Consider the following 17896-nt stretch of genomic DNA (forward strand, 5'->3'; position numbering starts at 1 on the left):
GGCGAACGGCGCCGGTGGCTACAGTAGAAGCGTGCCGGGCGAATCGTTCAACCTCAAGTCGATCGCTGTCGGCGCTTACGGCCCGTCGCTGCTCTATGGGATGGCGACGGGGGCGATCCTTCCAGTAATAGCGCTCTCGGCGCGCAGCCTCGGGGCTGACATTGCGACGGCGGCACTGATCATCACCCTCACCGGGATCGGCTCCCTGGTCACCAACGTGCCCGCAACGCTCCTGACCACCCGGTTCGGTGAACGGTGGGCCCTGGTCGGGGCGTCACTCTGGTGCTCGACGGCGATGGTACTGGCCTTGCTGGCCCCCAACCTCGCCGTGTTCGCCGCAGCCATCTTCATGATCGGGATGGCCGGTGCCGTTTTCGGTCTGGCCCGCCAGAGTTACCTCACCGAAGCCGTTCCCATCCACTTCAGGGCGAGGGCGCTGTCCACGCTCGGCGGTGTCACCAGGATCGGCGTTTTCCTCGGCCCTTTCGCGGCGGCTCTGGCCATGAGCTTCGCTGGATTGGCTGGTGCGTACTGGGTGGGGGCGGGGGCCGCTCTCGCTGCTGCCGCCCTGAGCAGCAGGGTGCCTGAGCTGGTCGCCCCCGGGCGGTTAGCCATGAACGGATCCACTGCCCTCGAGCAGGTAGCGGACCCGCCGTCGTCGGCCCCGACAGTCCGGTCCATTCTGCGATCCCACCGCAGGGTTTTTGCGACGGTGGGCATTGGTGTCCTGCTGATCGCCGCCATCCGGGCCACCCGACAGGCGGTGTTGCCGCTCTGGGCGCAGGATATCGGTCTGGACGCCACCACCACTGCCCTGATCTATGGCCTGTCCGGCGCCATCGACATGCTGATCTTCTACCCGGCCGGGAAGATGATGGACGTCAAGGGGCGGCGGTGGGTTGCCGTACCCTGCATGCTCATTATGGGCGTAGCGCTGATCCTGTTGCCCTTCACCGGCGATGCAGTGGGGCTGCTGCTGGTGGCGCTCCTGATCGGATTCGGCAACGGTATCGGCTCGGGCATCGTGATGACCCTGGGGGCTGACTTCTCACCGAATCCCGGCCGGCCCCAGTTCCTTGGAATCTGGCGGCTACTCAGCGATGTCGGGACCATGACCGGCCCGGGGGTTCTTGCGGCGGTCACCGCCGTCGCGACCCTCTCCGCAGGCATCTGGGCGACTGGCGGGCTGGGCCTCCTTGCCGCGGCAGTCTTGTGGTTCTGGGTGCCACCGCACCGGCCGACGTCGCTCGCCCGGAGCTAGCCCACGCGGCGTCGTGCCTGATGGCTGAACAGACAGCTGGCAGCAGCGCTGAGGGTGAACCCCACCCCAACAATCATTGACAGCCCGGACCAGAAGAACAGGGGAATGCGTGCTGTCCCGGGGACGGGCGCGGGTCCGATGAGCTGGACATACAGGTACAGGATGACACCGAGGGCGAGCCCTGCCACTCCCGCAGCCCAGCAGAAGGTGAGCCACAACCGTGAGGCCGCCCAATGCTCGCCGTAGCCGGACCACACATTCCAGGCGTTGCCGAGCCGCATGATCAGCAGACCGCCCAGCAGGGTCCACGCACCCACCACCAGGAAGGCCGCGATGACGTCTGCGGGACGATGCCACAGGTTGAGGAAGGTGGCGGCCCCGGCCGCCACCGAATAGGTGCCACCGACTGCGGCAGCCAACGGTCTCCACCTCGGAGTGACCACCAGGAAAATCGCTGCAGCAGCTGACGCGGCGAGAGTGGTGTGGCCGGACGGCAGCGAGTTGAAGTCGAGCGTCGGTACGCCCCGGTCGGGGCGATCGAACAACAGGTTTTTCAGGACCTGGGTGGTGAGGTTGGCCCCGGCAATGGTTCCCAGGGCGATCACCGCTGCCGACCACCGCTGCCTGCGTAGCGTCACGAACAGGATGACCGCCGCAGCGAACAGCACCGACAGCGCCGGCAGGCTGTCCAGAAACTGGAGGAAGGGTTGCTGCGAGTCGGGGGCCGCGAAACCAGCCTCACGCCAGGCCGATTCGTCCGCGAACTGGCCGGTGCTGGTCCGCACGAACGCCCAATAGGTCCAGCCCAGCGCCACGGCACACACCAGCGAACCCATCAGGAACAGTGATGGGTTCCGGGCGGCGGGAAGTTTCCTCCCCGTCGGGTTCGCGGATTTCTGTGGGCTCACCCTGCAAGACTTCCATACCGGCGCTGCACTTCTGCAATCCAATCGTGATCTTCCGGCAGGCCGTGACGCCGGCCCGGCTACGCACAATGAGAACATGGGTTGGCATACTGGGCTTCTGGCGGCATCGCTCGCCGCGATCGCTGTGGCAATGTCTGCGTGCGGTGCCGTCGGGGTTCCGGCGTCGGCGCCTACCGGTTCGAGCCCCGCCGATCCGGTAGTGCCTGATCCATCCCCGTCCAGCGGCATCGCGGCGACAGGGGAGGTGCTGGCCCAAACGACCGTCTGGCAGCAGGGCGATGGTCTTCCCCAGCTTTGCCTTGGCGGAGTCGGGGAGTCCTATCCGCCCCACTGTGGTGGCCCCGTGGACCTGCTCAACTGGGACTGGGACGCCGTTGAGCAGTCCGAAACCGCCTCCGGGGTGACGTGGGGCACTTACGCCGTCCAGGGAACCTGGGACGGCAAAGCCTTCACCCGGACCCAGGAACCCATCCCGCTCTCGCTGTACGACCCGATAGCCGACTTCGATCCTCGACTGGACCCAGCGAACCCCGGATCCAATGACGAGGCCACCCTTGAAAGGATCGAGCTCGACATCCGGGCGTCGGGCGACCCGGTGATCTACTCGTCGATAACGAACGGTTATCTGGTTGTCGCAGTCGACCATGACGACGGTACCCGCCAGGAACGCTACGATCGCGAGTTCGGGCCGGACACGGTGATCGTCCAGTCGGCACTCCGGCCGGTGCCCTGAGCGACGACGTCCTGGGGATGGTGAAGAGCACCGTCGCGCTGCCTGAACCCGGTCGCGTAGCCTGAACCCGTGAGTACACTTCCCTCAACCGCCGAGCTTCTCGCAGTCGCCCGTGTGGTCTCGATTCCCATGCGGGTGACCTTCCGCGGGGTCCAGCACCGTGAGGCGCTGCTGGTGCAAGGGCCGGCCGGCTGGGGCGAGTTCTGCCCGTTCCCTGAATACGACGACGCCGAGGCCGCGCCGTGGCTACGGGGGGCCATCGAGGCCAGCTGGGAGGGCTTCCCCGCTGCTGTTCGCGGGAAGGTTGCAGTCAACGCGACGGTCCCGGCTGTCCCAGCCAGTGAGGTCGAATCGGTGCTTGCCCGGTTCGGTCCGGTTACCGCGGTCAAAGTGAAGGTCGCCGAACGGGGCCAGACCCTTGCCGACGACCTGGCCCGCGTCGCCGAGGTGCGGCGGCTGCTACCGGCTGCAGGGCTGCGCGTTGACGCCAACGGCGGCTGGACTGTTGCTGAGGCGGTGACCGCCCTCACGGTGCTGGCCGAGCACGGCCTTGAGTATGCGGAGCAACCGGTGATGACCATTGACGGGCTCCGCGCCGCCCGGCTCGAGTTACGCCGTCGGGAGATCCCCGTCCTCATCGCAGCCGACGAGTCCGTCCGGAAAGAATCCGACCCGTTGCGCGTGGCACGCGAAGATGCTGCCGATCTGCTGGTCATCAAGGCTGCGCCACTTGGCGGGGTCCGGCGGGCCCTGGACATCGTTGCGCAGGCCGGGCTTCCCGCCGTCGTCAGCTCCGCCCTGGATACATCGGTGGGAATCAGTGCCGGGGTGGCGCTCGCGGCCGCGCTGCCGGAGCTGCCGTACGCCTGCGGACTGGGCACCGTCTCTCTCATGCGCGGCGACGTCACCGAACGGTCGCTGGTGCCCGACGGCGGCTGGCTGGCGGTGGGCAAGGTCCAGGTCTCCGAGGACCTGCTGGAGCGCTATGCGGCAGCTCCTGAACGGACCGCCTGGTGGCTCGACCGGCTCGAACGCACCCGGGCCCTCCTCGGCTCCGCCTAGATCTCCCACCCCCTCCGCCTCTTGGATCCGGGGTGACGGGGGGCCGAAACCGGCGAAAGTCCTGCGGAATGGCTGAGCGGAGGCGAAAGTTCACCTTCCTGTCACCTGGACTGCCCGCAGTGTTAGCCCGGCCTTGTCAGTGTGGAAGCTGCTCACCCCGCTCCACTGCTGGAAGGCACCACATGAGTGACACGAAGAAGCGCTTTTTGCCCATGCTTGGCCACACCAATGGAAAGCGCAGCGCGGTGACGTGCGCGTTGAAGTGTGACAATGCGTGCGCTTCGGCAGTCTGCAACACGTCCGACAACAGCTATTTCAGGGATGTCGTCTCCTCTGAGTACTCCCGCCGGAACGTGCTTGGGGTCGGTGCCGTCGGGGCGCTGGCCCTCATCGTTGGTGGACAGACAGGCACCCGGGTGCCGACAGATCCCCAGCTGGCGCCCGCCGTCGCCCTCCAAAAGCGGGGGCCCCGGAGCAACCTGAAGTTCGCCCCGATCCGTCCGGTAGATGCTCTGGTAGATGATTTCACGGTGCCGAAGGGCTTCACCTGGCAACCGATTATCCGCTGGGGCGATCCCCTGTTCCGTGAGTCGCCGGTGTTCGACGTCTTCAACCAGTCCGAGGCCGCACAGCAACTGCAGTTTGGCTACAACTGCGATTACACGGACATTCTGGATCTGCCGGGAAGCAAGGGCAAACGGGCCGTGATGTTCGTCAATCACGAGTACACCAACGAACCCATCATGGTGCCACCCAGTCTGCCGGCCGCGGAGGTGCGGGGTATCGGCCGCGCAGCGCACGGTCTGACAGTGGTTGAACTGGAGCGTCACAACGCTTCGAAAGCCTGGAAGTATGTTCAGGGCGCACCGTTGAACCGTCGCTTCCTGCTCGACACCCCCTACGAGTTGACGGGTCCCGCAGCCGGATCCGATTTGGTCAAAACCATTGATGATCCCGCGGGCCGAACCATTCTCGGAACCCTCGGCAACTGCGCCGGCGGAACCACCCCCTGGGGAACTATCCTGTCAGGGGAGGAAAACTTCAACGGCTACTTCGTCAGCCCGGGAACCAGTGCCTCGGACCGTAGATACGGGCTCACCGCGTCTCCGACGGCCCGTGGCTGGGAGGCCGACGAACCTCGGCTGGATACCCGGAACAAGGGATACCAGAACGAAGCGAACCGTTTCGGTTACATCGTCGAGGTGGACCCCTTCGACCGGACCTCGACGCCGAAGAAGCACTCGATGCTTGGCCGCTTCAAGCATGAGGGCGCCAACGTGATCGTGGCTGGCGACGGCAGGGTGGTGGCTTATTCCGGTGACGACGAGCGGTTCGATTACCTCTACAAGTTCGTCTCCCTGAACCGGATGGACACCGCCGGCACTCCCGCAGCTCGGCGGAAGAACATGACGCTCCTCTCCGAGGGGTCGCTCTACGTGGCGCGGTTTCAGGGCAACTCGGCCCCCGAAATTGATGGGTCCGGCGATCTGCCCACCGACGGGGAGTTTGACGGCGTCGGCGAGTGGTTGCCACTGATCGTCAACAACAAGTCGGCAGTCCCGGGAATGAGCGCTGCTGAGGTAGCGGTCTATACCCGGCTGGCCGCCGACAAGGTGGGTCCCACCAAAATGGACCGGGCCGAAGACGTGGAGCCGAACCCCAGCACCGGCAAGGTTTACGTGGCCTGCACCAACAACACCAACCGCGGTGTCGGCGCCAACTCGCCCGCTGACGAGGCGAACCCGCGAACCGCCAACCGGTCGGGACATGTCGTTGAGATCACCGAGAACGGCGGAGACCAGACCTCTGCTCGGTTCACCTGGAACCTGTTGATGGTCTGCGGTGACCCGGCCAATGACCCCACCGTGTACTTCAGCGGATTTCCAGCGCAGAAAGTCTCGCCGATTTCATGCCCGGACAACCTGGCGTTCGACTCGGTCGGCAATCTGTGGATCTCCACTGACGGGCAGCCGGGCACCATCGGGTACTGCGATGGCTTGTTTCAGGTCACCCTCGAAGGGGAGGAACGCGGCAAGGTGGAACAGTTCCTCGCCGTACCACGGGACGGCGAGACGTGTGGGCCGATCATCAGGGACAAGGACCGCCACGTTTTCGTTGCAGTCCAGCACCCGGGGGAGAACGGCGTCTGGGGAAACCAGACCTCCCTGTTTCCCGACTATGTTGCTGATGGCAGTAAACCGCGCCGCGGCGACGCAGCGGTGCCACGCCCCTCGGTGGTACAAGTCCTTCCGGGTAAAGACAAACGTCCCGGTCGTGGCCGCGGTGCGGGCAGGCTGCACAGTGACGACGATCGCGGCGGCAGGGAAGCGAAGGCAACAGGCAACCGTTAGCCCCACTTTCCGCCGGGACTCCCCGCCCTTCGCATCGAGTCAGCACAGATAGCGGGTTTGGCGCCGGAATCCTGTCAGATGTGTTGACTCGATCCGGGCGGGGGAGCGCGTTCCGGGTGGGGACGAGCGCGGAACCCGATGTGTGAGGATTGAAGCGTGAATGAGCAGCTGAACTCCGTCGACGCCGCCCGGCTAGCCGTTGCCGCCTTGACCGCGGCGGGCGTCCGCCACGTTGTCGTGGCACCGGGATCCCGAAGCGCCCCTCTGGCGTATGCGCTGGCCGAGGCTGAGGCCGCGGGTGCGGTGCGGTTGCATGTCCGGATCGACGAGCGGGTTGCCGGGTTCACCGCGCTCGGCCTGGCGCAGGGATCGCAGCGACCCGCTGCGGTGCTGACGACGTCGGGTACCGCCGTGGGGGAACTGATGCCAGCGGTCATGGAGGCGAACCACGCGGCCGTGCCCTTGGTGGTGTTGTCAGCGGACCGGCCCGACGAGCTTCGGGGGAGCGGCGCCAACCAGACCACCAACCAGGTCAACCTCTACGGTTCGCACGTGCGATGCGCACTCGACGTCCCGGCGAGCAATGATCCCTCGGCATTCGTTGCCAGGGCCCTGGCCGAGGCGCTGGGGGCCTCAGGCCCACGTGGTCCGGTCCAGTTGAACCTCGCGTTCCGCGACCCGCTGGTCCCCGGCACTGTAGACCCCGACACTGTAGTCCCCGGCGCTATGGCCCCCGGTGCTGTGAGCCACGACGGGGCTCCTGTAGGGTTCCCGCCAGCCACCGCTCCTGCCACCGACGCCATCCTGCCGCTGACCAGCCAGTCCGACGACGACACCGCGACCCATGACGCCGCCACTCACGACGCCGCCCTCCCGACGTTGACCGCCCGAACCGTGGTAGTCGCAGGCCACGGCGCCGGGGAACTGGCGGCGGTGTTCGCCCAGCACCTCGGCCTCCCGTTGCTCGCCGAGCCCTCCTCGAACGCCCGGTTCGGTCCCAATGCGGTTGCCCAGTACCGGCTGCTGCTGGAACATCTGGGGCCCGACGTCGAGCGGGTGATCGTGTTCGGGCGGCCCACTCTCTCACGACCAATAGCAGCCTTGCTGTCCCGACCGGAGGTGCAGCAGGCACTTTACCTCCCGGGGCCGGTGGCCTGGTTCGAAGCAGGCCGACGCCGGGAGCGGATCATCACCACCCTCGATGAGTTGCTGCAGTTCGCCGGTCAGGGCGAGGACGGATGGTTGGGGCGGTGGCAACAGGCCAGTGCCCGCGCTGATGCCGCTCTTCGGTCAACCCTCGCCGAAAGCGCCTCCCTGACCGGGCTCCACGTGGCAGACGCCGTCTGGGAAAGCACTGACGGAAATCTCATGCTCGGATCCTCCAATCCCATCCGGGACGCCGATCTCATCGCGTCCCCTGGCTGGCACCCCCTGGAGGTCTACGCCAACCGCGGCCTCGCCGGTATTGATGGAACCATCTCCACCGCAACCGGTATCGCGCTCGCGACCGGTATCCCCACGCGCCTGCTGCTCGGTGACCTGACTTTTCTGCACGACGCCGGTGGGCTGCTTTTGGGGCCCGGCGAGGATGAGGCCGACCTGCAGATAGTGGTGCTCAACGATGCCGGCGGAGGCATCTTCGGTCTCCTGGAACACGGGGAGGAGAAGAACCTCGAACGCCACAGCAGGGTCGTAGAGCGTCTCTTCGGCACCCCCCACACCGCCGATCTCGAGGCGCTGGCCCATGGGTACGGCGTCAGGCATTCACTGGTCACCTCGGCCGCTGGCCTTGACGCAGCATTGGCGCCACCCATCAAGGGCCGCTCGGTGATCGAGGTCCGGGCCAACCGATCGGGCCTCCGCGCACTGCACGCCTCGATCAAGGCAGGCGTCGCCCGAGTGGTCTAGGCCGCGGTCGGGACGTAGGCCGGAACCGTGCGGTGTGGGCCTACCGAAAGAGCCGGTAGTTCTGCCACCCCGAACCGATGGTGAAAGACCCACCCCAGCCGCCGGAGTTGATCGGGTAGTGCCTGAGGGCGCCGGAACTGGTTCGAGCGGTCAACCCGTAGGAGCCTGGGCCCCGGAAACCCGAGACGGCCTGTGCGCTTTCGATGTGTTGCCAGCCGGAGCCGATGGTACGTCGACTCTCGTAGATGAAACGTGCTTTTCCATTGGACCGGTAAAGCACCAGTTCACCGTTGGTGCGGGTGGCGAGCACGTCCTGGTTGCCGTCCCGGTCAAAGTCGGCCAGCGTGATCTTCAGGTTCTGCCACCCCGACCCGATCTGCCCCCGGGCCTGCGAGGACAGGGCTCCGCCTGTGTTGTTTGCGTAGTGCCACAGCCGTCCTGCGCCGTCCTTGGTGACCACCGACGGGTACCGGCTCCCCCGCCACCAGGTGCCGACAGTGATCTCATGGTTGGCCCAGCCGCTGCCGATCCGGATGGGTGACTGGAAACCGCCGCCCCGGAGCCCCCGATAGAGCGTGAGTTTCCCGTCCTGCCACTGGGCGAGGATGTCCTGGATGCCGTCGGAGTTCCAGTCGGTGGTGAACCCGGCCTTCAGACCGCCCCAGCCGCTGCCCACCCGGGCGCGCTGCGCGAATCCGCCGGTCCAGTTGGGTGGGTAATTCCACAGCACCCCTGCGGAATCCACTGCGGTGAGGTCCGTTGGGCTCTTGATGGTCGGGTTGGAACCGTCGAAATAGTGCTCCAGCGTGGGGATGCCGCGGGTCTTCATCTCGGTGGCTAGTGGCAGCCCCACGTAGCGCAGATGCCACGGTTCGTAGGTGTAACCGGTGGTCGATTGGTAACCGTCCGGGTAGCGAATAATGAACCCGTACCGCCATGCATTGGCAGCGACCCACTTGCCCCCCGCGGTGGTCCCGAAACAGGCACCCAGGCCACAAGAGCCGTTGGCGTTGCCGACGTCGACGGCGAGTCCGGTCTGATGCTCGCTGTGCCCCGGGCGTGCCGAAATGGTGTCGGCCACTGCCTGCCCGTATCGCGCCACATAGCTGTTGTAGAGGGATGCCTGCTCGGCGTAGGAACGGTAGGCGCTCACCACGCTCAGTGGTGCCCCAGCGTTACGCGCGCCAGCAAAAAGGCTTTCCAGATTCGCCGAGACAGCACGCCGGAGTACATAGTTGGTGCCGGGAAAATAGACCAGATCCGGTGCGATGTAGTTCAGGGGGTTCAGCGGCCGTGACTTGGTGACCAGCACGTGATAGCTGTTCGGGTTCGCCACGGGGACGGCGGCCGTTGCGGGCTGGGCTGCGAGCATCCCACCCAGTAGGGCGCAGCACAGCACGACGACGCTGAGGAGTCTTGCGCGAAGCCTTGGGTTCCGGATGGGTGAGGGCATGAGGATTCCCGCGGGTAGGTGGGTCTGGTGGACCTATCGTCCCACGCACTCCGGCCCGCCGCTAGGGGACCAAAGGCGCAGGACATTGCCGCCAACCGAGTGGTTACAGAACCTTCGAGAGGAACTCTTTGGTGCGTTCATGCTGCGGGTTGCCGAGGACATCCTCGGGTTTGCCCTGCTCGACCACCACTCCGCCGTCCATGAATACCACCCGGTCCCCAACTTCACGGGCGAAGCCCATTTCGTGGGTGACCACCATCATGGTCATGCCGTCCTTGGCCAGCTGCTTCATCACATCGAGCACGTCACCCACCAATTCGGGGTCCAGGGCGCTGGTGGGTTCGTCGAAGAGCATCATGTCCGGGTCCATGGATAGCGCACGTGCAATTGCCACGCGCTGCTGCTGTCCGCCGGAAAGCTGGGCCGGAAAGGCCATGGCCTTGTCCTCCAGACCCACCTTGGCGAGGTTGCGCGCCGCGACCTCACCTGCCTCTGACTTGCTGCGCTTCTTCGCCCTGATCTGAGCCAGGGTGAGGTTACGGGTCACGTTCAGGTGCGGGAAGAGGTTGAACTGCTGGAACACCATGCCGATGCGGGTGCGTACTTTGTCCAGGTCCGTCTCGTCGTCCGTGATATCGACGCCTTCCACAAGGATGGTGCCGCTGGTGGGCTCTTCCAACCGGTTGACGCACCGGAGCAGGGTGGACTTCCCGGAGCCGGACGGGCCGATCACGCAGACCACCTCACCCTGATCCACATGGAAGTCGATGCCCTTGAGGACCTCGTTGTCCCCGAAGCTCTTGTGCAGGTCGCGGACCTCGATGGCCGGCACGCCCTTGCGGAGCGCTGCTTCAGTCACAGGGCTCACCGCCCTCTCTTGTTGTGTCGTTCAAGCTTGGCCACCAGCTGGGTGAGCGGCAGGGTGATGATCAAATACAGGAGGGCAGCGAGGACCAACGGCGTGGCGTTGGCGGATGAAGAGACCATGTCACGGGCGAAGGTGGTCAACTCGCGGTCGCCCAGAGCCATGCCCGCGATGAACAGGAGTGAGGTGTCCTTGATCAGGATGACCAGTTCATTGGTCAACGGCGGGGTGATGATCCTGAACGCCTGCGGCAGCACGACCGAGATCATGGTCCACGATGGATGCATCCCCAGGGACCGGGCGGCCTCCACCTGGCCTGGCGGAACAGCTTCAATCCCCGCTCGGATGGTTTCGGCGATGTAGGCGGAAGAGACGATGATCAGGGCGATCAGGCCAGCACCGGCGCTACCGCCCGGCGGACGCCAGCCGAAGGCGATCGGCACCGCGAACGCAAAACCGAAGATCACCAGCAGAGCGGGGAGCCCCCGAAACAGCTCGATGTAAGCGGTCGCTGCCCAGCGATAGGGCAGGACAGGAGAGAGCTTCATCAGCGCCAGAATCAGGCCGAGGAGCAGCCCACCGACAAACGCGATGGCCGTGTAGAGGACTGTGTTCTTCGCCGCGACGGTCAGAATTTCGGGGAATGCCTCGACAGCAACGTCCAGGTCGAAGAAATTGCTTTGGATCGCCTCCCAATCGGCGAGCCAGACGACGACGGCGACGGCGAGGATGAAGAGTGCGTACAGGGCGCCGCGGGTCAGACGTCTGCGGGTTGAGCGTTTCAAGTCGGGAGCCAATCTTTCTCGGGGGCTGTCGGCCCGGAACCCGTCAGGATCCGAGGATCCCGGACCGGTTCCGGGCCGGGGTTTCTACTCCGAGAAGTAGGTGTTGTAGATCTCGTCGTACTCGCCGTTGTCCCGCAGCTCGGCGAGCTGCTCGTTGACGGCCTCGAGGAGATCCTCGCTGCCTTCCTTGGGCAGTGCGAAACCGTATTGCTCATCGGTTTCGAACTCTTGGGCGATCGTGTAGGTGCCGTCCTCGGTGTGGCTGAGGTTCACCGGCAGGTCCTGCAGGATGGCTGCGACGTTGCCGGCTTGAAGAGCTGAGTACAGTTCCGCGTCGCTCGGGAAGGCTACAACCTCGGTGTCGGAAGGGACGTTCTCGCGGGTGTACGTTTCACCGGTGGTTCCGGCCTGGACACCCACCGACTCGCCCGCAAGATCGTCGATCGAGGCAAGATCCGAGTCCACGGGAACCAGCAGGGACTGCAGGGAATCGTAGTACGGCTCGGTGAACGCAATGTTCTCCGCGCGCTCCTCGGTGATCGTGATGGCGCTGGCACCGACGTCGCACTGGCCGGCCGCAAGCACCGCGCCACTGGCGAGGCCGTCGAAGCCGACGTCGACCACCTCAAGCTCGAGGTCCAGGCCGGTGGCGATGGCGCGCATCAGGTCCATGTCGAAGCCGACGTATTCGCCGTCCTCTTCATATTCGAATGGTGCGTAGGGGATGTCCGAGCATACGGTGAGCGCGCCCTCAGCAATCAGGCCGAGGCCCGAATCATCGGCGGCTGGCTCGTCGGAGCCACCGCAGGCGCTAAGTGCTAGCGCACCGATGGCCGCGATGGCGAGGGTCTTGGGAACGGATGAGCGCTTGGCAAACATGCAAATACCTCTTTGGTGGACGGGAAAACTTCGATTCAAATTCTAGCCGCATGGAGATGTGCATCACAGGCTACAGGTATTGCGTACTGGTAACCATCGGGACCTGACAGTACTGGGGACGGGGAATGCTACCGCCGGATGCCCAGGGCCTCGATCATGGGCCTGAACTTGCTCCACGATTCCGCCAGCTCAGCTGCGGCATTCGATGCAGCGACGATGCCACACCCCGCGTACATTCGCACCCGGGTTGGACTCTCGATTACCGCGCCGCGTAACGCGATGCCCCACTCACCATTGCCCCGGGCATCCATCCAGCCCACTGGCCCGGCATAGGGTCCGCGCTCCATATGCTCCAATTCCCGGATCAGGGCTCCCGCTACGGTCGTCGGTGTCCCACAGACCGCCGCAGTGGGGTGCAACGCCCCGACCAGGGCCAGCGACGTCGGTACGCTGCCATCGGCGCCCGGTTCCAGTTGCGCTGTGACATCGGAAGCCAAATGCCAGACGTTGGGTAGTTCGAGGACGAACGGCTCGCTGTGTGATGTCATGGTGCTGGTGAATGGCTCCAACTGGCCGGTCAGCGAGTCGATGGCGATCTGGTGCTCATGCAGTTGCTTCTCGGAGCCAGCGAGCACCCGCTGCGCGTAGTCCGGATCATCGGCCGGTGCATTGTTGCGGTCCAGGGTGCCGGCGAGGACCCTGGCCTGGGCCGTCGAGTTCTCAACTTTTATGAGCATTTCAGGTGTTGAACCGATCAGCCCGTCCACCGAGTAGGTCCAGCAGTCCGAGTACCTGACCGCCAGTTCGCGCAGCACCTGGGCGGTCGCCACCGGAGAACCGAGCTCGGCGACGACGTCACGCGCGAGCACCAACTTACTCAGCTCGCCGCTGCGAACGTGCTCGATCCCCTGCTCCACGGCGGTCATCCACTGCTCCTCGGAGAGAATTCCCGGGGTGAGCCGGTCAGCGGCGTCAGGAACACGTTCGATGGCCGTCTCGTCGAGGTATTCAGCCAGCGCCGCCTCGGCGGCGTCGGCGGTTACTTCCGCGCCTTCGTCGTCGGTGATGTAGGTCAGCCAGCTGTGACCATCGCGGCAGCCCACCACAATGCGCGGCACAATCAGCCGGGACTGATGCTGGGAGGTCTTGGAGAACGCAAACGAGCCGAAGGCCACCAGTCCGGAACCGGGAACGGCGAGCGGATTGTCGACGTCGGCGGCGTCGAGTTGGGTGCGCCACCACTCCTGGGCCTCAATGAACCGGTCGGGGCCCGCCGTCGTGAACCGGGCGCTTTCACCGAAGGCAACCAGGCCATCGCCGCGGCGCACCCAGGTGTGAACGTCATTGCGGGCAACATAGTCGAGCAGGCCGGTACTGTCGTCGAGCTGTCCCCGGGGAATGGTGATGCTGCGCAGACCGCGCACTGGTGTCAGCGGCGGCGCGACCGCGATGGAGGACGGAGTGCTCATGATTTCCAAGCCTACTCTTGCCCGGCAGTGGCAGGGACGGGCTGGCCGTGCCACCGCCGGAACCCGGTTGCCCGGAACCCGGTCGCCCGCGCCCCGATTATGGACCTGTCAATTGTTTGAGACAATACAAGGGTGAACCGTGCATCACTGGAAAAGCGTCCCGAAGAAGTTGCAGCCATGTTTGACGACGTGGCGCCCAAATACGACGTGGTCAACGACGTCCTGTCCCTCGGACAGACCCACCGCTGGCGTCGCATTGTGGTGGATGCGGTAGGAGCCGCGAAGGGCCAAAAGGTGCTCGACCTGGCCGCCGGAACCGGCACCTCCAGCGAGCCCTACGCAGACAACGGGGTGTACGTCGTCGCCTGCGATTTCTCCCTCGGCATGTTGCGGGTCGGCAAACGCCGTCGCCCGGACATTGATTTCATTGCCGGCGATGCCACCGATCTGCCGTTTGCCGACAACTCCTTTGACGCGACGACCATCTCCTTCGGGCTCCGTAACGTGCACCGTCCGCAGCAGGCGCTCGCGGAGATGCTGCGCGTCACCAAGCCCGGCGGAAAACTGGTGATCGCCGAGTTCTCACAACCAACCGTTCGACTGTGGCGCACCATGTACACGGAGTACCTGATGCGGGCATTGCCCGCGATTGCGACGAAGGTCAGTTCGAACCCGACCGCCTACGTGTATCTCGCGGAATCCATCAGGGCCTGGCCGGATCAGGATGCACTGGCTGGCTGGCTCACTGATGCCGGGTGGCAGGACGTGGCCTACCGCAATCTCAATGGCGGTATCGTCGCCGTCCATCGCGCGACCAAGCCCGCTGACACTGCTACAGCACCCGCACAGGCGCGCCTCAGCCGCCGCAGCACGCGGCCAGCAAACTAAGTGTCGGTACTGATTGTCGGGGCTGGCCCCGCTGGCTCAACCGCTGCCTACTACCTGGCGCGTGCCGGGGTAGACGTGACAGTGGTGGAAAAATCGGTCTTCCCGCGTGAGAAGGTCTGCGGAGACGGGTTCACGCCCCGCGCAGTCCGTGAGATCCAGCTGCTCGGCCTGCCCCATGAGGAGACGGCGGGATGGCGCCGCAACGTCGGGCTGCGGCTCAAAGCCGGCGGCCGCACCGTCGAGGTGCCCTGGCCGGAGCTAACCGACTTCCCCGATTACGGGCTGGTCCGCACCCGGTTCGGATTCGATGAACAACTAGCCGAACACGCTCGCGCGGCGGGCGCCATCATCCTTGAGGGTCACTCCGTCACCAGAGCGATCCGCAACGACGCCGGCCGGGTGACCGGCGTCGTCGTCAATATCCTGGACTCGTCCGGGCGTAAGACGGGGGAGACCCGGCAGTTTCACGCTGACACCGTCCTGGCGGCCGACGGCAACTCGACCCGGACGGCCGTCAGCCTGGGCTTGGCGAAGCGCGATGATCGCCCGCTCGGCGTCGCGGTACGCACCTACTTCACCAGTCCGCGCCATGAGGACCCCTGGATGGAAGGGTGGCTCGAGCTCCCCGACGCGACCGGCAAGCCGCTTCCCGGCTACGGCTGGGTCTTCGGTGTGGGGGATGGCACGTCCAATGTGGGCCTGGGTATCCTCAATTCCTCTGCCGAGTTCGGCAAGCTGGATTACAAGCAGGTGCTGCGGGACTGGACCGCCGGGATGCCCGCTGAGTGGGGTTTCGTTCCCGAGCAGCAGGTCGGCGAGATCCGCGGGGCCGCCCTGCCCATGGGCTTCAACCGGACACCCCACTACAGTCCGGGGATGCTGCTGCTCGGCGATGCCGGTGGAATGGTGTCCCCGTTCAACGGCGAGGGTATCTCCTACGCGATGGAGTCGGCCCGGTACGCTGCCGAGTTCATCATCAACGCCGAACAGGTCGGCTCAACCCTGGGCCGCGATCAGGTCCTGGCCGGTTACGCGCCACACATCAGAGGGCTGTGGGGGAGCCACTTCACCCTCGGCACCATCTTCGCTCAGCTGATCGGCAAGCCGGCCATTCTGCGGTTGGCGTTGCGGACCGGCATGCCGATCCCGGTGCTGATGCGCTTTGTGGTGCGGATGCTCGCCAACCTGACCGACTCCGGTGGCAAAGGTTTCGAGGACCGCGTCATTCACCTGCTGGAGCAGCTGGTGCCGGCCGTCAGCAACCAATCCCATCCGCGCGCGCGGACGCATGCCAGTTCCACGCGCTCTACTAGTTAGTCTTAGACAGTGACAGAATCTGCGAACCCCGGCTGGACCCGTGCTGGACACTCGCTGTCCGATGGCGCCGAGCTCGACACTGCCACCGGAGCCATTGCTACCGGTCTGCGGCTTCCGCCCGGATTTGCCTTGATCGCCGAGGATCCTCACCTTGGCCCCGCGGTCACCACCTGCCTGGCCAAGGTCGAGAAGCAGCTCCGGGAAGCCATCGCCAGCTCCGATCCGCTCGCCGATGCGACCAGCCGCCACCTCGTTGAAGCGGGCGGCAAACGCATCCGGCCGCTGTTGACCATTCTGGCGTCGCACCTCGGGGATGCCAGCCGCCCCGAGGTGGTGCAGGCCGCCGTCGTCGTCGAACTGACTCACCTGGCCACGCTCTATCACGACGACGTCATGGACTCGGCGCCGTACCGTCGTGGTGCGCCGACGGCCCACGAGGTGTGGGGTAACTCGGTAGCCATCCTGACCGGTGACCTGATCTTCGCCCGTGCCTCCATCCTGGTGTCGGAGCTGGGCGGCCGGGCCCTGGGGATCCAGGCGCGGACTTTTGAACGGCTCTGCCTGGGACAGCTTCACGAGACGGTCGGGCCCCGCGAGGACGAAGATCCGGTGGAGCACTACCTGTCGGTCATCGCAGACAAGACCGGGTCGCTGGTTGCGGCGTCGGGTCAGCTCGGCGCGCTGTTCGGCCAGGCCTCGCAGTCGGTCATCGACGTCATGCTGTCCTACGGCGAGAAGGTGGGGGTGGCGTTCCAGCTCGCCGACGACGTCATCGACGTCACTGGCGTCAAGGTCACTTCCGGCAAGTCACCAGGCACCGACCTGCGCGAGGGCGTCCCGACGCTGCCGATTCTGCTGATCCGCCAGGCCGCTGCTGCCGGGGACCCTTCGGCCGCCCATGTTGTCGACCTGGTCGATGGGGACCTCACCTCGGACGAGTCGCTCGCTACCGCCGTCGCTGCCGTCAGTACCCACCCGGCAACCCAGGACGCCTGGAAGGTCGCTCAGCAGTGGGCCGACGACGCCGTCGCCGCCCTCGAACCACTGCCGGAAAGCATCGTCAAGCAGGCGCTGACCGCTTTCGCCCAGGCCGTCGTCACCCGGGACGTCTAGCCCCGGCTCCTCTTGTCGACCTGACCTGCGCCAATTAGGACCCGACGACGTGTTGGCGCTGCTCGCCCAGACCGTCAATGCCGATCGTCATAATGTCTCCGGCCGCCAGGTAGGGGAAACGGCCGGACAGGGCAACACCCTCGGGGGTGCCGGTGTTCACCACGTCACCGGGATCCAGGGCCATGTACTGGGAGAGGTTGTGAATGATCTCGGCGACGCTGAACACCATGTCAGCTGTCGTGGAATCCTGTCTGGGGTCACCGTTGACGGTTGAGTAGAGCCGGAGTGCCTGCGGATCCGCGACGTCGGCGACCGGCACCAAGGCTGGTCCCATCGGGTTGAAGGTCGGCGCGCACTTGCCCTTGGACCACTGGCCTCCCGAGTGCCCGATCTGGTAGTCGCGTTCCGAGACATCGTTGCTGATCGTGAACCCGGCGATACAGTCGAGGGCCTCCTCGACGCTGGACAGGTAGGACGCCCGCTTGCCGATGACCACGGCAAGCTCCACCTCCCAATCAACTTTCTGGGCGCCCGGCGGGATGACGACGTCGTCGTTCGGCCCGACGACCGTATTGGGATGCTTGAAGAAGATGATCGGGGCCTTGGGCGGCTGGTCGCCGGTCTCGGCAGCGTGCGCCGCATAGTTCTGGCCCACGCAGACGACGGCGCCAATACCCGTCAGCGGAGCTCCCACCCGCATCGCTGCGGCCCCCTCAAGCGGTGGAAGGGTGCCGGCAGCCAATGCATCACGCACCCGGCCGATGCCGTCCTCCCCGAGGAACACGCCGTTAATGTCGGCGGTCAGTCCGCGCAGGTCATAGGTTTCCCCGTCCTGGCGCACCGCAGGGATTTCCCGGCCGGACTCGCCCAATCTCATCAGTTCCAT

15 protein-coding genes are annotated in these 17896 nt (G+C 65.5%); 8 read left to right on the forward strand and 7 right to left on the reverse strand.

Annotated features, from left to right (window positions below; genetic code table 11):
* Positions 1-31: 31 nt before the first annotated feature.
* Positions 32-1261, forward strand: coding sequence for an MFS transporter (locus ACX80Z_RS05145; protein WP_459315110.1), 1230 nt, complete (start codon positions 32-34; stop codon positions 1259-1261).
* Here ACX80Z_RS05145 and ACX80Z_RS05150 read toward each other — a convergent pair.
* Positions 1258-2169, reverse strand: coding sequence for a phosphatase PAP2 family protein (locus ACX80Z_RS05150; protein ID WP_459315111.1), 912 nt, complete (start codon positions 2167-2169; stop codon positions 1258-1260). The genes ACX80Z_RS05145 and ACX80Z_RS05150 overlap by 4 nt on opposite strands.
* Positions 2170-2263: 94 nt before the next feature.
* On the opposite strand from ACX80Z_RS05150, the gene ACX80Z_RS05155 reads away from it, so the two are divergent.
* From ACX80Z_RS05155 to menD, 4 genes are all read left to right on the forward strand, one after another.
* Complete coding sequence (locus ACX80Z_RS05155; RefSeq protein WP_459315112.1) at positions 2264-2920, forward strand: hypothetical protein; 657 nt, start codon at positions 2264-2266, stop codon at positions 2918-2920.
* A gap of 69 nt (positions 2921-2989) precedes the next feature.
* Positions 2990-3982, forward strand: coding sequence for an o-succinylbenzoate synthase (locus ACX80Z_RS05160; RefSeq protein WP_459315113.1), 993 nt, complete (start codon positions 2990-2992; stop codon positions 3980-3982).
* A gap of 182 nt (positions 3983-4164) precedes the next feature.
* Positions 4165-6333 carry a PhoX family protein gene (locus ACX80Z_RS05165; protein WP_459315114.1) on the forward strand — a complete coding sequence of 723 codons (2169 nt, stop codon included), beginning with the start codon at positions 4165-4167 and terminating at the stop codon, positions 6331-6333.
* Positions 6334-6489: 156 nt separating this feature from the next.
* On the forward strand, positions 6490-8241 hold the full coding sequence (gene menD / locus ACX80Z_RS05170; RefSeq protein ID WP_459315115.1) for a 2-succinyl-5-enolpyruvyl-6-hydroxy-3-cyclohexene-1-carboxylic-acid synthase: 1752 nt from the start codon (positions 6490-6492) through the stop codon (positions 8239-8241).
* A 40-nt stretch (positions 8242-8281) separates the two neighbouring features.
* Here the strand turns inward: menD and ACX80Z_RS05175 are convergent, their stop codons facing one another.
* From ACX80Z_RS05175 to ACX80Z_RS05195, 5 genes are all read right to left on the reverse strand, one after another.
* Positions 8282-9694 (reverse strand): D-alanyl-D-alanine carboxypeptidase family protein, encoded by a 1413-nt coding sequence (locus tag ACX80Z_RS05175; RefSeq protein WP_459315116.1) that lies wholly within the window; start codon positions 9692-9694, stop codon positions 8282-8284.
* A gap of 103 nt (positions 9695-9797) precedes the next feature.
* Entirely contained in the window at positions 9798-10562 is a 765-nt protein-coding gene (locus ACX80Z_RS05180) for an amino acid ABC transporter ATP-binding protein (protein WP_279325277.1), read from the reverse strand.
* Positions 10559-11344 carry an amino acid ABC transporter permease gene (locus tag ACX80Z_RS05185; RefSeq protein WP_019481821.1) on the reverse strand — a complete coding sequence of 262 codons (786 nt, stop codon included), beginning with the start codon at positions 11342-11344 and terminating at the stop codon, positions 10559-10561. The genes ACX80Z_RS05180 and ACX80Z_RS05185 overlap by 4 nt, the downstream gene beginning before the upstream one ends.
* A gap of 84 nt (positions 11345-11428) precedes the next feature.
* The gene (locus tag ACX80Z_RS05190) at positions 11429-12223 is read right to left on the reverse strand and encodes a transporter substrate-binding domain-containing protein (RefSeq protein WP_116779023.1); all 795 of its coding nucleotides are present in this window, start codon (positions 12221-12223) and stop codon (positions 11429-11431) included.
* Between the two features lie 128 nt (positions 12224-12351).
* The gene (locus ACX80Z_RS05195; RefSeq protein WP_116779022.1) at positions 12352-13692 is read right to left on the reverse strand and encodes an isochorismate synthase; all 1341 of its coding nucleotides are present in this window, start codon (positions 13690-13692) and stop codon (positions 12352-12354) included.
* 132 nt (positions 13693-13824) lie between these two features.
* Here ACX80Z_RS05195 and ACX80Z_RS05200 point away from each other — a divergent pair, with 132 nt between their 5' ends.
* Genes ACX80Z_RS05200 through ACX80Z_RS05210 form a run of 3 tightly spaced genes read left to right on the forward strand, consistent with a single transcriptional unit; the run spans position 13825 to position 17010 of the window.
* Positions 13825-14580 (forward strand): demethylmenaquinone methyltransferase, encoded by a 756-nt coding sequence (locus ACX80Z_RS05200; RefSeq protein ID WP_019481818.1) that lies wholly within the window; start codon positions 13825-13827, stop codon positions 14578-14580.
* Positions 14581-15897, forward strand: a complete 1317-nt coding sequence (locus ACX80Z_RS05205) for a geranylgeranyl reductase family protein (RefSeq protein WP_459315117.1) — start codon at positions 14581-14583, stop codon at positions 15895-15897.
* Between the two features lie 9 nt (positions 15898-15906).
* Positions 15907-17010 (forward strand): polyprenyl synthetase family protein, encoded by a 1104-nt coding sequence (locus ACX80Z_RS05210; protein ID WP_459315118.1) that lies wholly within the window; start codon positions 15907-15909, stop codon positions 17008-17010.
* A gap of 34 nt (positions 17011-17044) precedes the next feature.
* On the opposite strand, the gene ACX80Z_RS05215 is transcribed toward ACX80Z_RS05210, so the two are convergent.
* Positions 17045-17896, reverse strand: coding sequence for a fumarylacetoacetate hydrolase family protein (locus ACX80Z_RS05215; RefSeq protein ID WP_459315119.1), 852 nt, complete (start codon positions 17894-17896; stop codon positions 17045-17047).

The organism is Arthrobacter sp. TMT4-20 (assembly GCF_054510775.1).